This is a genomic window from Escherichia sp. E14S1 (assembly GCF_004211995.1).
Taxonomy (GTDB): Bacteria; Pseudomonadota; Gammaproteobacteria; order Enterobacterales; family Enterobacteriaceae; genus Escherichia.
This window is the reverse complement of the sequence record NZ_RHJQ01000023.1, coordinates 74,426-94,865: the sequence shown is the minus strand read 5'-3', so window position 1 is coordinate 94,865 and position 20,440 is coordinate 74,426. Positions and strand designations below refer to the sequence as shown.

General features: G+C 50.6%; 16 protein-coding genes, 1 tRNA gene and 3 other RNA genes. 2 read left to right on the top strand and 18 right to left on the bottom strand.

The window, feature by feature from the left end; translation table 11 throughout:
* Positions 1–10: 10 nt before the first annotated feature.
* The 17 genes from dppF to D9734_RS20340 all read right to left on the bottom strand — a co-directional run bounded on the left by dppF (position 11) and on the right by D9734_RS20340 (position 16,972).
* Entirely contained in the window at positions 11–1,024 is a 1,014-nt protein-coding gene (gene dppF / locus D9734_RS20425; RefSeq protein ID WP_130210088.1) for a dipeptide ABC transporter ATP-binding subunit DppF, read from the bottom strand.
* Complete coding sequence (dppD, locus tag D9734_RS20420) at positions 1,021–2,004, bottom strand: dipeptide ABC transporter ATP-binding protein (protein WP_001196445.1); 984 nt, start codon at positions 2,002–2,004, stop codon at positions 1,021–1,023. The genes dppF and dppD overlap by 4 nt, the downstream gene beginning before the upstream one ends.
* 10 nt (positions 2,005–2,014) lie before the next feature.
* Positions 2,015–2,917: a dipeptide ABC transporter permease DppC gene (gene dppC, locus D9734_RS20415; RefSeq protein WP_130210086.1), complete on the bottom strand. Its 903-nt coding sequence runs from the start codon at positions 2,915–2,917 to the stop codon at positions 2,015–2,017.
* Between the two features lie 9 nt (positions 2,918–2,926).
* The gene (gene dppB / locus D9734_RS20410; protein ID WP_000938857.1) at positions 2,927–3,946 is read right to left on the bottom strand and encodes a dipeptide ABC transporter permease DppB; all 1,020 of its coding nucleotides are present in this window, start codon (positions 3,944–3,946) and stop codon (positions 2,927–2,929) included.
* Positions 3,947–4,096: 150 nt separating this feature from the next.
* Positions 4,097–5,704 (bottom strand): dipeptide ABC transporter substrate-binding protein DppA, encoded by a 1,608-nt coding sequence (dppA, locus tag D9734_RS20400; RefSeq protein ID WP_016262652.1) that lies wholly within the window; start codon positions 5,702–5,704, stop codon positions 4,097–4,099.
* A 754-nt stretch (positions 5,705–6,458) separates the two neighbouring features.
* Positions 6,459–6,592, bottom strand: a non-coding RNA gene (locus D9734_RS20395) — RtT sRNA.
* Positions 6,593–6,626: 34 nt separating this feature from the next.
* Positions 6,627–6,760: non-coding RNA, RtT sRNA (locus D9734_RS20390), on the bottom strand.
* 35 nt (positions 6,761–6,795) lie between these two features.
* A non-coding RNA gene (locus D9734_RS20385) (RtT sRNA) lies at positions 6,796–6,929 on the bottom strand.
* Between the two features lie 35 nt (positions 6,930–6,964).
* Positions 6,965–7,041, bottom strand: a tRNA-Pro gene (locus tag D9734_RS20380).
* Positions 7,042–7,132: 91 nt separating this feature from the next.
* Positions 7,133–8,824 (bottom strand): kdo(2)-lipid A phosphoethanolamine 7''-transferase, encoded by a 1,692-nt coding sequence (gene eptB / locus D9734_RS20375; protein ID WP_130210082.1) that lies wholly within the window; start codon positions 8,822–8,824, stop codon positions 7,133–7,135.
* A 252-nt stretch (positions 8,825–9,076) separates the two neighbouring features.
* Positions 9,077–9,601 carry a long polar fimbrial protein LpfE gene (gene lpfE / locus D9734_RS20370; protein ID WP_130210080.1) on the bottom strand — a complete coding sequence of 175 codons (525 nt, stop codon included), beginning with the start codon at positions 9,599–9,601 and terminating at the stop codon, positions 9,077–9,079.
* Between the two features lie 5 nt (positions 9,602–9,606).
* Positions 9,607–10,659 carry a long polar fimbrial protein LpfD gene (gene lpfD / locus D9734_RS20365; protein ID WP_240731110.1) on the bottom strand — a complete coding sequence of 351 codons (1,053 nt, stop codon included), beginning with the start codon at positions 10,657–10,659 and terminating at the stop codon, positions 9,607–9,609.
* Positions 10,660–10,669: 10 nt separating this feature from the next.
* Positions 10,670–13,201, bottom strand: a complete 2,532-nt coding sequence (gene lpfC, locus D9734_RS20360) for an outer membrane usher protein LpfC (RefSeq protein ID WP_130210076.1) — start codon at positions 13,199–13,201, stop codon at positions 10,670–10,672.
* Positions 13,202–13,224: 23 nt separating this feature from the next.
* Positions 13,225–13,911, bottom strand: a complete 687-nt coding sequence (gene lpfB / locus D9734_RS20355; protein WP_130210074.1) for a long polar fimbrial biogenesis chaperone LpfB — start codon at positions 13,909–13,911, stop codon at positions 13,225–13,227.
* A gap of 83 nt (positions 13,912–13,994) precedes the next feature.
* Positions 13,995–14,519, bottom strand: coding sequence for a long polar fimbrial major subunit LpfA (gene lpfA / locus D9734_RS20350; protein ID WP_130210072.1), 525 nt, complete (start codon positions 14,517–14,519; stop codon positions 13,995–13,997).
* A 323-nt stretch (positions 14,520–14,842) separates the two neighbouring features.
* On the bottom strand, positions 14,843–16,045 hold the full coding sequence (locus D9734_RS20345; RefSeq protein ID WP_130210070.1) for an MFS transporter: 1,203 nt from the start codon (positions 16,043–16,045) through the stop codon (positions 14,843–14,845).
* A gap of 228 nt (positions 16,046–16,273) precedes the next feature.
* A complete protein-coding gene (locus D9734_RS20340) occupies positions 16,274–16,972 on the bottom strand; it encodes an autotransporter outer membrane beta-barrel domain-containing protein (protein WP_130210068.1) in 699 nt (232 codons plus the stop codon).
* Positions 16,973–17,129: 157 nt separating this feature from the next.
* Here D9734_RS20340 and tag point away from each other — a divergent pair, with 157 nt between their 5' ends.
* Positions 17,130–17,693, top strand: coding sequence for a DNA-3-methyladenine glycosylase I (tag, locus tag D9734_RS20335; protein ID WP_130210066.1), 564 nt, complete (start codon positions 17,130–17,132; stop codon positions 17,691–17,693).
* Positions 17,690–18,130, top strand: a complete 441-nt coding sequence (locus D9734_RS20330) for an N-acetyltransferase (protein ID WP_130210064.1) — start codon at positions 17,690–17,692, stop codon at positions 18,128–18,130. Before tag ends, D9734_RS20330 begins: the two co-directional genes overlap by 4 nt.
* Here D9734_RS20330 and bisC read toward each other — a convergent pair.
* On the bottom strand, positions 18,099–20,432 hold the full coding sequence (gene bisC / locus D9734_RS20325) for a biotin sulfoxide reductase (protein WP_130210062.1): 2,334 nt from the start codon (positions 20,430–20,432) through the stop codon (positions 18,099–18,101). The two genes, D9734_RS20330 and bisC, sit on opposite strands and share 32 nt — an antisense overlap.
* Positions 20,433–20,440 lie beyond the last annotated feature (8 nt).

Here is a 20,440-nt window from a genome sequence, read left to right as displayed (position 1 = left end):
ATCGGGTGGGTTATACAGCAGGCTTCTGCGGATTTTCATCCTGATCAACAGCAAAGCAGGCAACCAGTTGACCGCCGTAGTCTTTTAGCTGCGGCTGCAACTGGGTGCAGGGGCCGAAGCGTCGACGACAGCGGGCGTTGAAGGCGCAGCCCGGCGGTGGAGTCAGCGGGCTTGGCAGTTCACCGGTGAGTTTGATGCGCTCGCGGCGATCGTCCGGATTCAGGCGCGGCGTCGCGGAGAGCAGCGCCTGGGTGTACGGATGACGCGGGTTATTGAAGATTTGGTCCTTCGTTCCCTTCTCCACGCAGCGGCCCAGGTACATTACCATCACTTCATCAGCAATGTGCTCCACCACCGACAGGTCATGCGAGATAAAGACATAAGAAAGCCCCAGTTCCTGCTGCAAATCCATCATCAGATTCAGCACCTGCGCACGCACCGAGACGTCCAGCGCAGAAACTGGTTCATCGGCAATCACCACGTCCGGGTCGAGCATCAGACCACGGGCAATGGCGATACGCTGACGCTGACCGCCGGAGAACATATGCGGATAGCGGTCGTAATGCTCGGTTTTCAGGCCGACTTTCGCCATCATCGACAGGGCTTTTTCCCGACGCTGTTCTTTGCTTAAGCTGGTGTTAATAAGCAGCGGCTCTTCGAGAATTTGCCCGACTTTTTTACGCGGATTCAGTGAACCATAGGGGTTCTGGAAGACGATCTGGATTTTCTGCCGACGCAGCTTCTGCGCCTGCGGATCGTGCTTGAGCAAATCCTGCCCCTGATAATACAGTTCACCGCCGGTGGGCGTTTCAATCATCGTCAGTAACCGACCAAGCGTCGATTTACCGCAACCGGATTCACCTACCACCGCCAGCGTTTTGCCACGTTCAAGGGTAAACGAAACGCCATCCAGCGCCTTCACCAGACGTTCCGGCGCGAACATGCCTTTCTTCACCGGATAATGTTTTTTCAGGTCGATAGCCTGCAACAATGGTTGTTGCGAGGTGGCCTCTTGCGTACTCATAGTGTGGGCCTCCCGGCATCATCAAGTGGGTAATGGCATTTGGACTGACGCCCGTCAGCGAGCATATTCAGCGCCGGTTCTTCAGCGCGGCATTTGTCAGTGGCATAGGGACAACGCGGGTTAAGCAGGCAGCCGTTCGGGCGGTCGTATTTGCCTGGAACGACGCCAGGCAACGATGCCAGACGTTCTTTGTCCTGAGCAAATTCCGGCAATGCACGCAGCAATGCCTGAGTATACGGGTGACGCGGCGCACGGAAGATGGCGTGGGCATCACCCGTTTCCACCACCTGGCCTGCATACATCACGATGATTTTATGCGCCGCCTCCGCCACCAGCGCCAGGTCATGAGTGATCAACACCAGCGCCATGTTCTCTTTCTGCTGCAACTCCAGCAGCAGTTCGATGATTTGCGCCTGAATGGTCACGTCCAGCGCGGTAGTCGGTTCATCGGCAATCAGCAGTTTTGGCCGACAGGCAATTGCCATAGCGATCATTACACGCTGGCTCATGCCGCCGGAAAGCTGATGCGGATAAACATCCAGACGCGATGCCGGATCGGGAATACCGACCTGATTCAACAGGTCAATCGCCCGCTGACGGCGGGTACTTTTGTTGCCGCCCTGATGCACCTTAATCGCTTCCATGATCTGGAAACCCACGGTGTAACACGGGTTAAGGCTGGTCATCGGGTCCTGGAAGATCATCGCCACTTCGGCGCCCACCAGATTGCGGCGCTCTTTTTCTGAGATACGCTGCAAATCCTGGCCGTTAAACTCCAGCTTTTCTGCCATCACGCGGCCTGGATAATCAATCAGCCCCATAATCGCCAGTGAACTGACCGACTTACCAGAGCCAGACTCACCCACAATCCCGACCACTTCGCCCTGTTTTACGCTGTAGCTGATGCGGTCTACGGCGCGGAACGGTGCGCTTTCGTCGCCGAAATGCACCGATAATTTATCTATATTTAATAACGCCATCTCGAACCTCTTACTGCTTCAGTTTGGGATCGAGCGCGTCACGCAGACCGTCACCCATCAGGTTAAATGCTAGCACCGTCAGCAGGATCGCCAGACCCGGGAAGGTCACGACCCACCAGGCGCTTTGCGCGAACTGCAACACATCGGAGAGCATGGTGCCCCACTCCGGTGTTGGCGGCTGCGCCCCCATGCCGAGGAAACCAAGAGCAGCCATATCGAGAATGGCGTTAGAGAAACCGAGCGACGCCTGAACAATCAACGGTGCAAGGCAGTTGGGAAGAATATTGATAAACATCTGGCGCAGCGCCCCGGCACCTGCCACGCGAGACGCGGTGACGTAATCGCGATTCACCTCCACCAGCACGGCGGCGCGGGTTAAGCGCACATAGTGCGGCAAGGCAACGAAGGTTAGCGCCAGCGCGGCGTTACCAATCGACGGGCCGAAAATCGCCACCAGCACCAACGCCAGCAGCAGACTTGGCAGCGCCAGCATGATATCGACCACGCGCATGATGATGTTATCGACCAGGCCGCCGAAGTAACCGGCTACCAGGCCGAGAATAACGCCCATAATCAGCGATAACACCACCACCAGACAGCCAACCAGCAGCGACAAGCGCGCGCCGTACATCAGGCGCGACATAACGTCACGACCGACGTCATCTGTACCGAGCAAGTGCGCCATGCTGCCGCCTTCCTGCCAGGCTGGCGGGGCGAGTAGCGCATCGCGGAACTGTTCCGCCGGGTTATACGGCGCAATCCAGTTGGCAAAGATCGCGATAAACAGCACGATGACGACGTAAACCAGCCCGACAACCGCGCCTTTGTTGCGTTTAAAATAGTGCCAGAACTCCTGTAACGGGGTCATCGGCACCGGTGCGATAATCACTTTATTTTCAGTAACCTGTGACATGATGTCCCCTTACTTCTTATGACGAATACGCGGGTTCACCACGCCGTACAGCAGATCGACCAGCAGGTTGACGAGGATAATCATCGTCGCCACCAGCAATACGCCGCCCTGCACTACCGGATAGTCGCGGCGTTGCAGTGCGTCAATCAACCAGCGCCCAAGACCGGGCCACGAGAAGATGGTTTCGGTCAGAATCGCCCCCGCCAGCAATGTTCCCACCTGCAGGCCGATAACGGTCACCACCGGCAGCATCGCGTTACGCAGCGCATGGACGATAATCACCCGCATCCGGGTTAGCCCTTTAGCGCGCGCGGTGCGGATGTAATCCTCGCCCAGCACTTCCAGCATTGAGGAGCGCGTCATACGAACGATAACCGCCAGCGGAATTGTGCCCAGCACCATCGCCGGTAAGATCATATGGGCGACGGCATCGATAAAGTTACCGTCTTCACCCCAAATAGCGGTGTCGATCAGCATAAAACCGGTTAACGGATTGGAATCATCGAGGAACACCATGTCGCTCACGCGACCGGAGACAGGCGTCAGGTTCCAGTGCACCGAAACCAGCATGATCAGCATCATGCCCCACCAGAAGATCGGCATCGAGTAGCCGGTCAGCGCCAGGCCAACCGCAGTGTGATCGAAAATGGAACCGCGTTTAACCGCAGCCAGCACACCAACCGGAATACCGACTGCCGTAGCAAAAATCATCGCACAGACACCAAGTTCCAGCGTGGCCTGGAAGCGCGGCACGAACTCTTCCCAAACCGGGATGCGGCTTTTCATCGAAATGCCTAAATCGCCGTGCATTACGCCCCAAATGTAATGGAGATACTGCTGCCACATCGGTTTATCCAAGCCGAGTTCTGCCAGCAATTGCGCGTGACGCTCTGGGGAGATCCCACGTTCGCCCGCCATGATCATCACCGGATCGCCCGGGATCATGTGGACAAAGGCAAATGTGAGAAGGGTAATACCGATAAACGTGGGGATGACGAGTCCCAAACGTCGGAGAATAAACTGCAACATAACCCGGATTCTCTGTAGTGACCCGCAGCCTGGAACTGCGTGTCTGTATTGCTCACAAATCAATTCCCGCCCGTGCCGGACAGGGAATGAAGTATTGCTGCCGGATGGCGCTGCGCGCAGAGGCACAGCACCACCGGGTATGGCTTTTAATTATTCGATAGAGACGTTTTCGAAGTGATGTTTGCCTAATGGATCAACCACATAGCCTTTAACTTCTTTGCGTACCGGTTCAAACACGGTGGAGTGAGCGATGATCAGTGCCGGAGCCTGATCGTGCATCACCACCTGCGCTTGCTTGTACAGTTCAACGCGTTTGTTGTGGTCGTCGGTAGCACGCGCCGGTTGAATCAGATCTTCAAACGGTTTGTAGCACCATTTTGAGTAGTTGGAGCCTTGTTCAGAGGCGGCGCAGCTGAACAGGGTGGCGAAGAAGTTATCCGGATCCCCGTTATCGCCAGTCCAGCCCATCATTACCGTCTGGTGCTCGCCATCTTTCGCACGCTTGAGGTACTCACCCCATTCGTAGGTGACGATTTTGGCCTGCACGCCCACTTTCGCCCAGTCTGCCTGAATCATCTCTGCCATGCGGCGAGCGTTCGGGTTATACGGACGTTGTACCGGCATTGCCCACAAGTCGATGGAGAAACCTTTTTCCAGACCCGCTTCTTTCAGCAAGGCTTTCGCTTTTTCAGGATCGTAGGTGTAGTCCTGAACGTCGTCGTTATAGCCCCACATGGTTGGCGGGATCAGGTTTTTCGCTGCCACGCCCGCGCCCTGATAAACCGCTTTGATGATCGCGTCTTTGTTCACCGCGTAGGTCAGAGCCTGGCGAACTTTCACGTCATCCAGTGGTTTTTTCTGCACGTTATACGAGAGATAACCGACGTTCAGCCCCGGCATTTCCATCAGGTTGATGGATTTATCCTGCTTCATGCGAGCGATGTCTGCCGGGTTCGGGTACGGCATTACCTGGCATTCATTTTTCTGCAATTTCGCGTAACGCACGGAAGCGTCAGGGGTAATAGAGAAGACCAGCGTATCGATCTGCGGTTTGGTGCCCCAGTAGCCATCAAACGCTTTGTAGCGAATACGGGAATCTTTTTGATACTGCTGTAACTGGAACGGACCGGTGCCGATTGGGTTGAGGTCCAGTTTTTCCGGCGTACCGGCTTTCATCATCGCGTCAGCATATTCTTTTGACAGAATAGAAGCGAAGTCCATTGCCAGGTCAGCCAGGAACGGTGCTTCAGGGCGAGTCAGCACAAACTGAACGGTGTTGTCGTCCACCTTTTTCACTTCGCTGATCAGCTCCGGCAAGCCCATGCCTTCGAAGTATTCGTAGCTACCGCCAGAAACTTTATGGTACGGGTTTTGCGCGTTTTTCTGACGATCGAACGAGAACACCACGTCATCGGCGTTCAGTTCGCGCGTCGGTTTGAATTCTTTGTTGTCGTGCCACTTCACACCTTTACGCAGATGGAAGGTATAGGTTTTACCGTCATCGCTGACTTCCCACTTTTCAGCGAGGCCCGGAATCACTTCAGTGGTGCCGATTTTAAATTCAACCAGACGGTTATAAAGCGGTACGGAAGAGGCGTCATAGGTGGTGCCGGAAGTAAACAGCTGCGGGTTAAACCCTTCCGGAGATCCTTCTGAGCAATAAACCAGAGTTTTAGCCTGAACACTTGCTGCGACGGTCATAGCCACCAGGCTGAGACCAAGCTTCAGCATCCCTGACTTTTTCAAGGAAATACGCATTATTCTGCTCCAATTGTGATGTTTGTTGTTTTAACCCTTTGCAATGGGTTGTCGCTGCCTGACCTTTTTTGTTTTTTGCCCGGTCGGGTCAACGTTATGAGGTGGGGATGCCGTACTAATTAACATCAGTGTTACAGTGCGGATCCTCCATAAAATGCCCCTCGTGACCTACAATCTGTCAACAGAATGTGAAAACGTCAATACAGCCCACCGGGATTTACACCAACGGTGAGAATCCACAAACAAAGATTAAAAAAACTTCAAACAACTATTTGCAGCAGAGAAATTTGTGCTACGCCAACATAACCAGAACAATCAGCTTAATATTTAGCAACAATTGGTGATTAAGTTTTATGCATTTAATGAAAAAAATCTGAGGAAAAGGTGGATATCTGAGCGATTAATACCATGAACGCTAAACCGCACAGCGGAAAATGCCAGCGCCAGCCATAAGTAACGCAAAAAAAGATTTAAGCAAATATAAAAAAAGACAATGGTTTCTGTCACAAATCCGTTAATGGATAGTGAGATATGGGGCGCAAATTTGGCAGGGAAATGTGTGGTGTGCTGCCGTTTAGGTCGGATAAGACGGGTACGCTGCATCCGACAATGAGTGCGGCACATTTGCCTGATGCGACGCTGGCGCGTCTTATCAGGCCTACGTCGCGTCGAACCTCCCTGCCCCCCGGAGGTTCTCATCCTCATGAGGCTACAAATGCAAAAAAGCCTGCTCACTGAGCAGGCTTTTCGAATTTGGTCGGTGATAGAGGATTACTCGCCACTTCGTGGCTCGCCCTGCGGGCCGTTGCTGGCGCAACGTTCTCTCGCTTCGCTCGAGTCGAACCTCCCTGCCCCCGGAGGTTCTCATCCTCATGGGCTACAAATGCAAAAAAGCCTGCTCACTGAGCAGGTTTTTCGAATTTGGTCGGTGATAGAGGATTACTCGCCACTTCGTGGCTCGCCCTGCGGGCCGTTGCTGGCGCAACGTTCTCTCGCTTCGCTCGAGTCGAACCTCCCTGCCCCCGGAGGTTCTCATCCTCATGAGGCTACAAATGCAAAAAAGCCTGCTCACTGAGCAGGTTTTTCGAATTTGGTCGGTGATAGAGGATTACTCGCCACTTCGTGGCTCGCCCTGCGGGCCGTTGCTGGCGCAACGTTCTCTCGCTTCGCTCGAGTCGAACCTCCCTGCCCCCGGAGGTTCTCATCCTCATGAGGCTACAAATGCAAAAAAGCCTGCTCAGTGAGCAGGCTTTTCGAATTTGGTCGGTGATAGAGGATTCGAACCTCCGACCCCTTCGTCCCGAACGAAGTGCGCTACCAGGCTGCGCCAATCACCGAATGCGGGGCGCATCTTACTGCTCAGATACGCCTTCGTCAATCCCTTAATAGCAAAATGCCTTTTGATCGGCGAGAAACTCAGCAGTGCATTTAGTTAGCTTCTGCTTTCTTCGCCTGAGGGATTCGACACCAGTTGTTGTTTTCGTTGATACCACCGTCCGGTGAAGTATAACCAAGGCAACCTAAAATGGTGTCGTACAGTTCTACATGACGGCGTGGCACTTTTATATCCGCCTCTTTTTTCAGCTGCGCGAATGCCTGCGCGTTGGCCGGATTCTCCAGATATTTATCCGACATCCAGACCATCATCGGTACGCGGAACTGCTCCGGTGGCGCATATTCACGTGGTGTGCCATGCAAGTGCTCACGTTCGTTAATTGACTCACCGTGGTCCGCTGCATAGAAAATAATGGCTTTCTTATCGCGGAATTTGTCGATAACCGTGTCGATAAAATGATCAACGTAGGTGATGGAGTTATCGTATGAGTTAATCATCGGCGCTCGTGGGCATTTACGGTCAATGGCATAGCACTCTGGCTTCCACTGGGCAAACTCACGGGGATAACGTTGAGTATAGTTGTAGTGCGAACCTTTGGTATGCAGGACAATCAGATGCTTACCTTCTGGTTTTTTCTCCAGCGAACGCTCGATTTCATTGACCAGCAACATATCGTCCACCGCTTTCCCACGGTTACGCGGCTCTGCTGCAATTTGCTCGCGATAGGCAATGTTGTCAGCCATGGTGTTGCTGTAGAACCACATCTCACTCTGCATGGCGTACAAATCAGAGCTAAAGCCCAGCTGTTTGAGAACCGCAAATACGTTCTGCTCTTTGAGCGTACGTTGAGGGTTATCTTCCGTTCCACCTTCACGCACAAACATACAGCGTAGTGATAATTTAGTCGCGGTATCACAAGAATAACCACGGTACATCACCAGGTTTTTATCTTTGGCCAGCTTCGGCGTGGTATCGCGCTCGTAGCCCAGCATCCCCATATGATCCCAACGCGTAGTTTCGCCAATAATGAAAACCACATAGGTGTCGTCGAGATTTTGCGTCGGGGTATAGGTGAATTTTTTTGCCGGATTCATCAGCGACCGATTGTCTGACGATTCATCCACTTGCGCCCAGGCATACAGCCCCAGCGCAGAAAGCCAGTTCGAAGGCAGATAAGAGTTCGCCAGCACGCCGCCGTAGCTTGGCATATCCACTCCGGCCAAACGGTCTGCACGCTTTTGCACTACATCCATCAGACGAATTGGGCCCCATACCAACAAGCCCGCCAAAAGCACGGTAAGCGTACTACGCCAGCGAGTTTTCGGGGTACAAAGTTGGCGCCAGAAAGTGTCTTGTGAACGGTTCATCCAGATAAATAGCAACGGGATAATACTCACCAGTACAACCCATGCGATAAGCGTCCAGCCAACCACTTCTTTCGACAGGTCAATGTCGGTGGTCATCACCGAAGCAACAATCCCGTAGCCAATCATGACATTCATAAATGTCATGTAGTAGCTGGCCCCGGCAGAAATCAGCACCAGCAATGAAGCCAGCACTTTCCAGGCCGTTCTGCCAAAGAGTGAAATTAAGCGCAAAAAGAAGAAGGTTGCCAGAACCGTCCCTGCAAGTTCGATAACCGCCGAGACGCCATTAAGAAAAGTGAAGTTATGCGCGTAACCGTCAAACCGACGGAAATAGACTGCGCAATTCATAAACAGACCGATATAGACAGCGAGCAAAAAGCTTAGCTTTTGCTGCGTTATCGTTTTGATATATCTCATGCAAACAAACCCTGGAAAAACAGGTGATAACACCCTGCATTATGGCCTTTCAAGCCAGGCAAGGGAAAAGTGCGAAGGTCGTCAGATAAGGAAAATCTGCACACGCTGATAAGTAGACCACAGCAAAGGGAAAAAGTGTGGGGAAAGAGTGTACTTGAAGCACAAATTTACAAAAATACAAGTATGAAAAAAGACTTTAGCGTTACAAAAAGCAGTAAAAAGGGCCAGTTTCCTGGCCCCGAAGATGCGAAATTATTCGTACTGAACGGTAAAATCGACCGTTGCATCCGCGCGACCAATGGTTGCATCAGCGCGAATTGGCACATAGCTGGCGATATAGTTCAGTTGATGTGCGCCATCACCGTTAATTGCAAACTCAACCGGTGTCGGTGGCGTATTTTCCGGGAACTGTTGTACTCCCGCGGCGGTTTTGATTTTCAGCCCAACGCCCGTAGCGCCACCCGCATCCAGCGCAAAAAGATTCGGGTCGTCCGCATTGGGCGTACCGTCCATAGTGACGTAGGCTCTGACCACTTCGCTACAGTTTTTCAGACCGATGGAAAAAGTTGTGGGATTAAGTTCTGTTCCGATTCTTACCGGCTGTTTAAGGACAGCCCTTCCCAGGTCTACCTCAATATTGTCTTTTACCAGTTCACAAGCACCCTGGCTAATTTTAAGGGTGAATTTCAACGTTCCTTTCGGCCCTAAATCCGTGGTTGCCGCCAGTGACGAAAAGGAAAGAGGCAGCAGACATAACGCAAGTATTGTTCGCTTCATGGCTGTTACTCCAGTTCGACATGCATGGTAGCAATGCCGCTATAATCACCGGCAGCGGGTAATTTTCCGGTCGTGCTAACGGGATAAGCGGTAATTGTGGTTGTCGCTTTGCGTTTGACATCTTCGTACAGCGAACCGGGATTCATTTCTAATAAGCTATTACTGTCATTCGGCTTGAGGATATTACCTTTACCGTCCTCAATGACTGCACCAACATCGGCGTTACCTAAATCAATTGCGCTGGGGTAAGCATTATTCGGTGTTGCATCAATACTGAGATAAATTTTAACGCCATCTGAAATATTATTGCAGTCAAAACTCAGTTCTTTTTGTACCTTCCGAACATTTTGTGGCGGTTGCCCGGCACGCCCTTTAAAGTCATGGGCCTGATATTCTCCGAATGGAATATCCAGCACGGTGCCAGCGGCAAGTTCACAGCCTTGAGTGACAGTGATTTTCCCCAAAATACTTACTGTTGCCATTGGAATACTGCCGTAAGATGAAGCTTTTTTTGAACCATAAAGTGCAGCAATTTGAGTTTTTGGAATATCCAGTTCACCAGTAAAAGGCTTGGTTATTTTTATTAATACATTACCTTTACTCCCTGTCGTCCAACCCGTTGACAATCCCCGCGTACACTCCAGACCAAGAGTAACATTATCAATGTCCGTAAATGGAACAATATAATCCCCACGTCTAAAAATATAAATCTTCGTTAATACTGATATATTATTATTCAACTTGTAATAATTTGACTGGGGAGTTGAATCCAAAAGAGTAGATTCTCCTTTAAATCTAGTTACTACTCCCGTTTGAGGTATAGGATCAGGGCACTGACAATAAGCGGAATAAGTATACCCTAGATCAAATGGAATACTGACGATTTTACCTGATTTATTTTCAGTCGGGACCATAATGGTTTGCGTTATATCAAACCAATAGTCGTGAGGTATTCCTGAATCAGTCTGACAGGGTCCCCAATCCGCTGCATAAGTACTTGTAGAAAATAAACTTAAGGTTATTAATACAGCACCAAACACTAATTTCACAAAGCTCATCTGCATATCCTTATTTCTCACATACCGCATTAACCATCACGATAGCCGAATTGTCCTTTTTCTCTGGCAAACGGAACGGCACACGGCAACGTTGCGCCTGCTCATTCCCCCAGCTCACCTGTAACTCGCCCTCTTCCGGCATCCCGCTGATATAGAGCTGCCCCTCTTCACCCACAATGCTGCTGGCTGGTTTGCTGTCATCACTTAATGCTGCGGTAGCACCGAACGGTACAGCGTTGCCATTCGCCTGTTTTAAACTCATCAATACGCGGTAACCAACGCGCGTTTCAAAGCGGGAACGCACAACTGCGCCACGCGTTGGCACGACTTTCTGGAACGCTTCCTGTAGTTCAACGTTTTGCCCCAGCGTGTCGCTACGCAGTTCCACAATGGTTTCACGATATGGCGTGAGATACGGCACCACCGCGTTACCCATCCAGTCAACTTCTACGCCGCTGCTATTAACCACATGTCCACCACGCGCGCCCGGAGCAGAAACAATCGCCAGACTTTCCCCTAAGGGCTGCGAAAGCGTTATACCTTCACTGTGAACGATGACACCGCCGCGCACGCCATAGTTAACCTGTTGGTTATCTTTGGAATAGTTATAGCCCATGTCGATGTTGCCAGAGCCACCCATATACCCCATATTGACGCTGCCACTGTAGCCAACGCCATTACTGGTGTAACCCTGCTGAACGTTATAGTTCAGGTTACGATCTTCCAGTAACGTGCCGCTGACAGAGGCCTGTTGCGACGTCCTGCCATTCTGGTCGGTGGTCATGCGATAACTGCTCCACGCGCCCCCCAGAGGGATCGAAACACTGAATGACCACAGGCGATCGTCTTCTTCCCATTCCGGGCTTCTCGTCCAGGTATAGGCCACACTGTAATTCACCCGACCAATATGACCGTGATAACCAGCGCTTAAGGAGTTCTCCTTACCGTCAACGTTCCAGTAATCCTGCTGCGTCATATTGAAATAAACAGAGCCGTAGTCTCCCAGTTGCTGAGTAATGTTGCCCTGTATCTGGCTACGCTTGTGATAACGACGGTAATCACTGTCGGCGTCACTGCGAACATCGGTCGCTTCCTGGAAGGTGTAATAGCCGCTAGTTGAATACTTGTAGCCCAGCAGGCGCAAGTCAGTGCCGCCGTCAAAACTTTTCGAATAGAGGAAACGATAAGACTGGCCTTCCTCTTTTTCATTGTTGCGTAACTGACTTTTCGCCTGGGTGACATCCACCGATACCGCGCCAATGGTGCCGAAGTTTTTCCCCAGCCCCAGCGCTAAGGCGTTGTAGTCAGCCGATAACAATGCACCACCATAGGCGGTCATTCCCCACGGCAAGCCGTACATGGCGGTAAACTGCCCGAATCGCGATTTATCGCTGTCGTAATTACCCGCACGATACTCACCGGCAGCCAGGCTATATTTCAGATACCCTTCACGCTGAAAAATCGCCACCGCCGAAAACGGCTGGATGAAACGTTGTTCACTTCCGTCGGCTTCTTTAATGATCACCGTCAGGTCGCCGCTGCCGGAGGTTGCGTAGAGATCGTTAATCTCAAATGCGCCCGGCTGAACAAAAGTGCGATAAATGACATAGCCGTTCTGTTCGATACTGACTTCAGCGTTGCTTTTGGCGATGCCGCGCACCACCGGAGCAAAGCCACGCTGGCTGTCCGGCAACATCTCATCGTCAGATGCCAGTAACGCCCCGCGCATTTGTACGCTGTCAAAAATCTCGCCAGGCGTGGCGGTATCACCCAGTGTTATCTGTGACTTGAGTGGAATAATCGCCCGGTTTAACGATGTACCAACGTTATCCCATTGGTTTTTGCCATCGGTACGGTTCCAGATACTGTTATTACGTAAACGCCACGGACCGACGTTCAAACCGCTGCGCAGGTTCAGGTAATAACTGTCACTGGTAGAGTCTGAAGATGAACCTGTTCCTTCATTGCGCCCATTGCTGCCACTAAAGCTGTAATCCAGCAACAGCGCGGGTATTCCTTCGTCCCAGCGAGAAGGATCAACCGTGCCACGAGCGGTCATCATCATTGCCGCCTGCGGGAAGGAAAGATGCAGCGTCTGAGTATTAAAATCAAAGCGGCTGGTGGCCTGGGGAATGATTTCATCAAACGCCACACAGGCTTCCGGTGGTGACATCTTCAGCGCCGGAAAGCTGTCAACACGCACGCCCATTTCTTCCAGTTGCACCCGGCTAAGGCAAGGCATAAGCGACTCACCGCTGGCTTTGCGTTTCGCTTCGCTGGCGGTACTAAAATCCAGCGTCCGGGAAGCCATTTTTTCTTCGTTTACAAACACCGAAACCCGGTATTTACCGGGTATTTGCTGGCCGACAGGTGAGTCGTATACCGACAAGTCGACGTGTTGATCGATACCCTGAACGTTTTCGAGAAATTTAGGGTTAAATTTTCCGCCATACGCAGGTAACGAGCTGGCAATCGTTAATGCCAGCAGTGAGAAAGAAAAATGCGCTCTGTAGTGATAGAGAGGTAAATGCATCCAATGCATAGTAAAAGCGCCTTGTAAAAGGATCAGTTAATCGGCTTCGTCAGCATTTCGCCAGCAACACCGAAATCATTAATAATGCTGTATTTCACTTCGTTCGCATTGCCTGTACCGGCTGGAAGGTTAATGTTTAACTTTCCTTTCGCGAGAACCATTCCCGCCCGTTCAATCTTTTGTCCATTAACGGAAAACTGATTAAAGGTCAGGTTATAAGCGGAGTCGTTATTAACCACAATTTGGTTATTTTGACGTTGAAAACGTAACTGCTTCATTGCCTCAAGATTACTTCCCGGTAAGCCTTTCGGACGGTAGAACAACTTCAGACGGGTGCGAACGGCTATCTGTAAGACGTTTTTATTTTCATTTTCAGCGCTTTTCGCAGGAATCGCTTTTACATTAATCCAGTAAACAGATTCACGATCTTTAGGTAAAGTATCTTCAATATTGACGATACGTAAGACGTTATTTTTATCGGGATCAAGTTTGAATAATGGCGGTGTAATAATAAACGGTGTTTTTTTATTGCCATTCACATCATCAATCCATGACTGGATCAAAAACTCTTCATTTTTATTGTGATTTTCAACGGTCAGCGACGCTTCTTTCTTGCCGCCATCATAAATAACACGCGTCGTGCTTAAGGCTATGCCACCAGCAAAACACTGTTGTGCGGTCATTAAAAGTGCCAGCACGGCAAGGCTAATACGTTTCATGATTCGGTCCCTGAGTCATTGGTGCGAATAATGGCAACAGATAATCTGTTGCCATTGAGAGATGATCGTTCCGTCAGGCTCGATTAGTTGTAAGTCAGGTTGAAGTCGACTTCGGCGTTACCGTAACCGATGGTTACTGCATCTTTAGTAGAGACATAGTTAGCGGTGAAATACAGAACGGTCTGGCCTTGTTTCAGAGTAGTTTTGGATTTCCCAGTATTCAGTTCAACCAGCGTATTGGTGTTATCATAAATACCAATACCTACGCCAGATGCCGCACCTGGTTCAGTGCTCACAGAAATCAGTTTGCTGTTGTCTGCATCACCAACACCGTTAAAACTGATATCCACATTTTTGAACGTGGAGATATCGCAGTTTTCCAGTTTGATTTTGAACGGAGTTGCTGTGGATTTATCACCAGTAGCAGTAAACACAGACTTGTTCACCTGGCCCAGAACAACTTCTTGTTTTTGAGTGTCTGGAGACACAACACAAGCGGCGTCAACAATCTCACCAGTGAATTTAACAGTACCGTCGCCCGCATCAGCTGCGAATACGGAAGTAGAGGTCAGCGCAAGCGCAGATAAGGCAAACAGAACCTTTTTCATTTATAACTCCATTTATATAGATAAATATGCTTGATGTTGTTCATAACAACGGGGGGGCAGATTATACAAATGGTGCTAAAAAATAAAATTATTTTACTGAAGGTGTATTTTGGTAACAAAGTTAAATTTACTTCAACTTCAATGAATTACAAATAACACATCAAATAGCCACTGTGTTTTTAGGAATATATTTATATTGATGATTTATATTAAATAACAAAACACATTCTTTATATGAATATTATTGCTCATTTAATATTCGATTATAAAAAAGGGAGACGCTGACGTCTCCCTGTGGGATTTATTTCAGTAGCCACATATTTCTAAATATGTGCTTCACGCAATACTTCCTGCTCTGGCTGGCGAATGGTAGTAGAAAGCGCCAGAGACAAAATCAGCAGGGCAAAAATGACGTAGAAAGTCACATAGAAGCCGCCAAACAGTGAGGCGATAAGCGAGCCGCAAATGCTGCCGATACCGAAACCGAGGTAAATCACACCGTAGTTTTTAGCCAGGTTATTAAGACCGAAAAACTCACTGACCAGTGACGGGAACACAGTAATCGTGCCACCGAAGTTAAACGCCACACAGGCAATCGCCGCAAAGAATGTCACTGCATTCAATGGTGCAAACAGCAGTGCTGCCATACCCACCAGCGAAATCACCTGTCCAATAGTGATGACTCGGATACGGGCGATTTTGTCAGACAGAATGCCCAGCACCAGACGACCAGAAAGGTTAGCAATAGAAATAACCGTCACTGCATTGGCTGCGGAAATTGCATCGAGATGTGCCAGAACCTGCGCGATATCTTTCGCTACACCAATCACATACAGACCGCTCATGCAGGCAGTGAGGAACATCACCGCCAGCATCCAGTATTGCGGTTTACGCATTGACTCGGCCAGAGTGAAATCATTTTCCACCACACCATTATGGGTTTTGACTTCCTGTTTCGGCGCGTCTTTCATTAACGTCGCGCCAAAGACAATCATCACCAGCGCAATCGCGCCCCAAATCACAAAGGTTTTTTCCAGACCCACCGTCTCCAGCAGATGCGAGTCGATAAATTTGAATCCCAGGCTACCCAAACCATAGGAACCAATAGCAAACGCGGAGATCAGCCCTTTACGCTCCGGGAACCACTTCACACAGTTAGAGAGCGTCAGCAGATAACCTGCGCCATCTGCCAGACCAACCAGCACACCAGCGCTCAACCACAGCATCATCAGGCTGTTGGAATGCGCGGTAAGAAAGAAACCTACCCCCAGCAGAATACCGGAAGCCATTGTGACGCGCTTGACACCAAAACGTTCCTGTAACTTGCCAGCAACAGAAGAAGAAATTGCCAGTCCCAGACTCAACAGGCCGAAGGAGAAAGCAACCTGACTGACCGGCGCATCCAGTTTGGCAGAGAGCGCGCCATTAAACAGGCTCCAGGTATAAACTGACCCCAGCGCAAACTGGGTGATAATGGTACCGATAAGGGTTAGCCAGCGGGTACGCTGATAGTTTGAAGGTGTCATGGCAGTGTCCTGCAGTAGTAAATTGGAAGATTCTCTGCCGACAACCATAACGAAGTGCATTTTATGCCAGGGGAAAAACGGCATGAAATGCCATCAGAACGGAATGAAATGCTTTAACTAAGGAATGAATGACATGACAAACATTCATTAAAATTATTATTTGAGTGAGTTAGCACCCACTATCATTACAATGATTGTTATTGCCGGGCTTTGATTGTGACCAATTCGTTAAAATCTGGCGCTAACGCCCATGGTATACAAGTAATCACTATCATTGGCGCTATTCTCCGCCTGGGATAACGCGGCATAGGCGGCAATATGTTGGTTAAGCAACATATCGGCTCCTACGGTCACATCGAGCCAGTTACCATTCTGATTTGCCGCTGTCATGCGACTTAGGCCTGATTGAGCCTTCCAGATATTTTCACCAAATTGCTGGTTGTAGCTGATTTGCGCCCAGGGGCGGAAATCGCCAAGTCGGGAATCAACACGCCAGCCTAACGTACTGACGCTGGCATGCCATAACGGATCGGTCAGCATTGCCGTGCTGTCGCCAAACTCGTTATACATCGAAGTGGTCGTACCGTCGTAATGCAATGCGGCAACCGGGCCAGTCGTAACGTGTTCATATAAAGGGAAATTCCAGCCCATACTCATGCTGCTGGTTACATCCGCAGGCGTTTCTTCCGCCAGATTAACGTCCAGTCCCAGCACTCTTTGGCTGCTTTGAATACGTTGCGACAAAATATCGTTGTAATCCGGTTGGTGATCGCTATCCCAGGTGTAACGCTCCGTGGTATGTCCGGGTTGCGTATCAACGATATATTCTTGTTGCCAGGCGTAAGCTGTGCTGAGAAAAAAGGAATTGATTACCACGCTCGCCAGTAGACTTAACGTCTGGCGACCACCACATTTTTTTATGATCATTAACACGACTCCAGGGAAGAGCCGAATTCGGCATTATTATTGTCATTGTATGAAAGATATCGGGCATAGTAGTCCTGTATTAAATATTGACTTTTTCACCGGTGCGTCAAGAAAAGCCGGTGAAATTTTTACGAACAGGTACATAGCGAGGGAAAGTATGGAACGTTGCGGCTGGGTGAGTCAGGACCCGCTTTATATTGCCTACCACGATGAAGAGTGGGGCGTGCCTGAAACTGACAGTAAAAAACTGTTCGAAATGATCTGCCTTGAAGGTCAACAAGCGGGGCTGTCCTGGATTACCGTCCTCAAAAAACGAGAAAATTATCGCGCCTGTTTTCATCAGTTCGATCCAGTAAAAGTTGCGGCAATGCAGGAAGAGGATGTCGAAAGACTGGTTCAGGACGCCGGGATTATCCGCCATCGCGGGAAGATTCAGGCCATTATTGGCAATGCGCGTGCATACCTGCAAATGGAAGAGAACGGCGAACCGTTTGCCGATTTTGTCTGGTCGTTCGTAAATCATCAGCCACAGGTGACACAAGCCACAACGTTGAGCGAAATCCCCTCGTCGACACCTGCCTCCGACGCACTCTCTAAGGCATTGAAAAAAAGTGGCTTTAAATTTGTAGGCTCGACGATTTGTTACTCCTTTATGCAGGCGTGTGGGCTGGTGAACGATCATGTGGTTGGCTGCTGTTGCCATCCGGGGAATAAGGCATGATTAGACAAGCGCAACGTTCTGAGCTGCCCGCGATCCTTGAACTGTGGCTGGAAAGCACAACCTGGGGACATCCCTTTATAGAAGAGAGTTACTGGCGTGACTGCATTCCACTGGTGCGTGATGCATATCTTGCTAACGCACAAAACTGGGTGTGGGAAGAAAGCGGTGAATTTCTCGGTTTTGTCAGCGTAATGGAAGGGCGATTTCTGGCAGCGATGTTTGTCGCACCGAAGGCTGTCAGGCGCGGTATCGGCAAGGCGTTAATGCAACATATGCAACAACGCCATCCCCATTTATTGCTGGAGGTTTACCAGAAAAACCAACCAGCGATAAGTTTTTATCATGCGCAAGGCTTTCGCATTGTCGACTGCGCATGGCAGGAGGAAACTCAACTCCCTACCTGGATTATGGACTGGCAGGCGGATCAAACGCCGTAAGCGTAAGTTCAGGGCCAGTGTATTTTTCCAGCCACGCCAGCGCCGTGTTACCTGCACAGCCATTCCCCAGCCGCGAGCTTGGGAGGTCTTTGGTCAGCACATTCACCGCACCGTTCTTACAAATCCCGCCAGCAGTAAAATCCAGATCCGGCCATGCCCCTTCGTGAATGCACATCACACCGGGTTTGATACCTTCGCTAATCACCGCTCCGGCAAGGATTTGCCCGCGTGAGTTCCACAGCCGAACAGTATCACCATCTTGTATACCGCGCGCCTGTGCATCTACAGGATGAATGGTGACAGGTTCTCGATTTGCCACCGCGTACAATTCGCGCAGGGAACTGTAATTCAACTGACTGTGCAGACGATGCGCCGGATGAGCAGAAAGTACCTGCAACTGTTCCGGTTCGGCGTTGCCCTGCCACTCATCCGGCTCCAGCCACATGGGATGCCCTGGACAATCAGGGTAACCGTAATCCGCGATACGCTGCGAGAAGATTTCAATCTTACCACTGGCAGTTTTTAACGGATGCGCCTGTGGGGCGCGGCGAAAATCAGCAAACCGAATAAACTGTTCGCTGGTTGGGTTTTCTGGCATCTCAATTAACTGGTTGGCTTCCCAGAACTCGTCAAACGGCGGCAAGTGTACCTGCTGACTTGCCCCACGTTGCCGCGCAACGTTATAGAACGTTTCCAGCCATTGCAGCTCACTTTTCCCTTCCGTAAACCGTGTATAGCCGCCCTTCTCCCAGCGCTCACTTAACTCAGCAAAAACATCAAAATCATTACGCGCTTCATCGCGCGGTGGCACTACTTGCTTCATCGGCACCAGATGCTGATTGCTGTAATCACCAGTCATAGTGAGATCGTTACGCTCAAATGAGGTGGTCGCGGGGAGGACGATATCGGCGTGTTTCGCCGCCGCCGTCCAGAAACATTCCGATATCACCACCAGCTCCGGTTTTTGCCAGGCGCGGATCAAGCGATTGGTATCCTGGTGGTGGGTAAAGTTGGCACCGCCCGCCCACCAGATAAAACGAATATCCGGAAAATGTCGGTTCATGCCGTTGTGTTGATACGCGCCGCCAGGATTTTCCAGAGCTTCAACAATGCGAGCTACGGGGATTTTATCTACCGCATCGGTGCCCTCCGGCAAACTGCCCTGCATGGATGAAAGCACCGCAGCGCGGCGCGTGGGATTACCACCGTTGGCAAAATGATAAGAAAGCCCAAAACCGCCACCTGGTGTACCGATTTGCCCCAACATTGCCGCCAGCGTGACGAGCATCCAGTGTTTCTGCTCGCCAAACTGTTGGCGTTGCATTCCCCAACCAGCCATCAGCATGGTGGTATTTTGATGGAAAATAGCCGCCAGTTCGCGGATTTTCTCTGCGCCAACACCACAAATCTCCGCCGCCCATTCGGCAGTTTTCGCAATGCCATCGCTCTCGCCCAGCAAATAAGCGGCGAAGACGTCATAACCTGTGGTACAACGTGCCAGAAATGCCTCGTCGTGCCAGCCATTTTCCACCAGCGTATGGGCGATCCCCAGCATCAGTGCTACGTCGGTGCCCATATGTGGAGCTACCCACTCTATTTTGTCGCCAAAGAAATCGACGGTTTCCGATCGCATTGGATCAATGCAGATCAGCTTTTTCCCACTGTCACGCAGTGCACAAAAGTAAGAAAGCCCCTGCTCATCAGACGCATTCCACGCAATTTTCAGCGTATTTAGAGGGTTAGCACTCCACAGCACCACCACATCGCTGTGTTGCAGCACCAACGGCCAGCTGGTCTGCTGTTGATAAACTTCGCTGCCGCCCACAACATACGGCATGATCGCCTGTGCTGCGCCGGTCGAATAATCCCCCAGATGGCCGGTATAGCCGCCTGCCAGCGCCATATAGCGTTGTAACAAGGTTGACGCTTTATGCAGCACGCCATTTGAACGCCAACCGTAGGAACCGGCAAAAATCGACGCCGGACCATAAGTTCCGCGAATGCGTTTGTGTTGTTGGTGAATAAGATCCAGTGCCTCATCCCAACTCACGCGAACAAATTCGTCCTGCCCGCGAATTCCTTGTGGATTTTCTGGTGACGCAAGAAAGCCTTTACGCACCATCGGAAATCGCACCCGCGTATTGCTATGAACCTGGTCGCGAACCGCACTCTGCAAGGAGTTTTCCATTCCTGTGGTTAACGCACCACGCGAGGTGAAAACTGTTTCACCGTCGGTTTCAACCAGCATTGGGCCCCAGTGGGCGGCAGTAAGAACAGAATAACGTGAGGATGAGTTGGCCAAACCGAAGG

Excerpts from the sequence above, each read along its gene's own strand:
- D9734_RS20345 (WP_130210070.1), bottom strand. The coding sequence starts at position 16,045 with ATGACACCTTCAAACTATCAGCGTACCCGCTGGCTAACCCTTATCGGT.
- lpfB (WP_130210074.1), bottom strand. The coding sequence starts at position 13,911 with ATGAAACGTATTAGCCTTGCCGTGCTGGCACTTTTAATGACCGCACAA.
- dppB (WP_000938857.1), bottom strand. The coding sequence starts at position 3,946 with ATGTTGCAGTTTATTCTCCGACGTTTGGGACTCGTCATCCCCACGTTT.
- lpfC (WP_130210076.1), bottom strand. The coding sequence starts at position 13,201 with ATGCATTGGATGCATTTACCTCTCTATCACTACAGAGCGCATTTTTCT.
- lpfE (WP_130210080.1), bottom strand. The coding sequence starts at position 9,601 with ATGAAGCGAACAATACTTGCGTTATGTCTGCTGCCTCTTTCCTTTTCG.
- D9734_RS20340 (WP_130210068.1), bottom strand. The coding sequence starts at position 16,972 with ATGATCATAAAAAAATGTGGTGGTCGCCAGACGTTAAGTCTACTGGCG.
- tag (WP_130210066.1), top strand. The coding sequence starts at position 17,130 with ATGGAACGTTGCGGCTGGGTGAGTCAGGACCCGCTTTATATTGCCTAC.
- dppF (WP_130210088.1), bottom strand. The coding sequence starts at position 1,024 with ATGAGTACGCAAGAGGCCACCTCGCAACAACCATTGTTGCAGGCTATC.
- dppC (WP_130210086.1), bottom strand. The coding sequence starts at position 2,917 with ATGTCACAGGTTACTGAAAATAAAGTGATTATCGCACCGGTGCCGATG.
- D9734_RS20330 (WP_130210064.1), top strand. The coding sequence starts at position 17,690 with ATGATTAGACAAGCGCAACGTTCTGAGCTGCCCGCGATCCTTGAACTG.
- dppA (WP_016262652.1), bottom strand. The coding sequence starts at position 5,704 with ATGCGTATTTCCTTGAAAAAGTCAGGGATGCTGAAGCTTGGTCTCAGC.
- lpfA (WP_130210072.1), bottom strand. The coding sequence starts at position 14,519 with ATGAAAAAGGTTCTGTTTGCCTTATCTGCGCTTGCGCTGACCTCTACT.
- lpfD (WP_240731110.1), bottom strand. The coding sequence starts at position 10,659 with ATGAGCTTTGTGAAATTAGTGTTTGGTGCTGTATTAATAACCTTAAGT.
- eptB (WP_130210082.1), bottom strand. The coding sequence starts at position 8,824 with ATGAGATATATCAAAACGATAACGCAGCAAAAGCTAAGCTTTTTGCTC.
- dppD (WP_001196445.1), bottom strand. The coding sequence starts at position 2,004 with ATGGCGTTATTAAATATAGATAAATTATCGGTGCATTTCGGCGACGAA.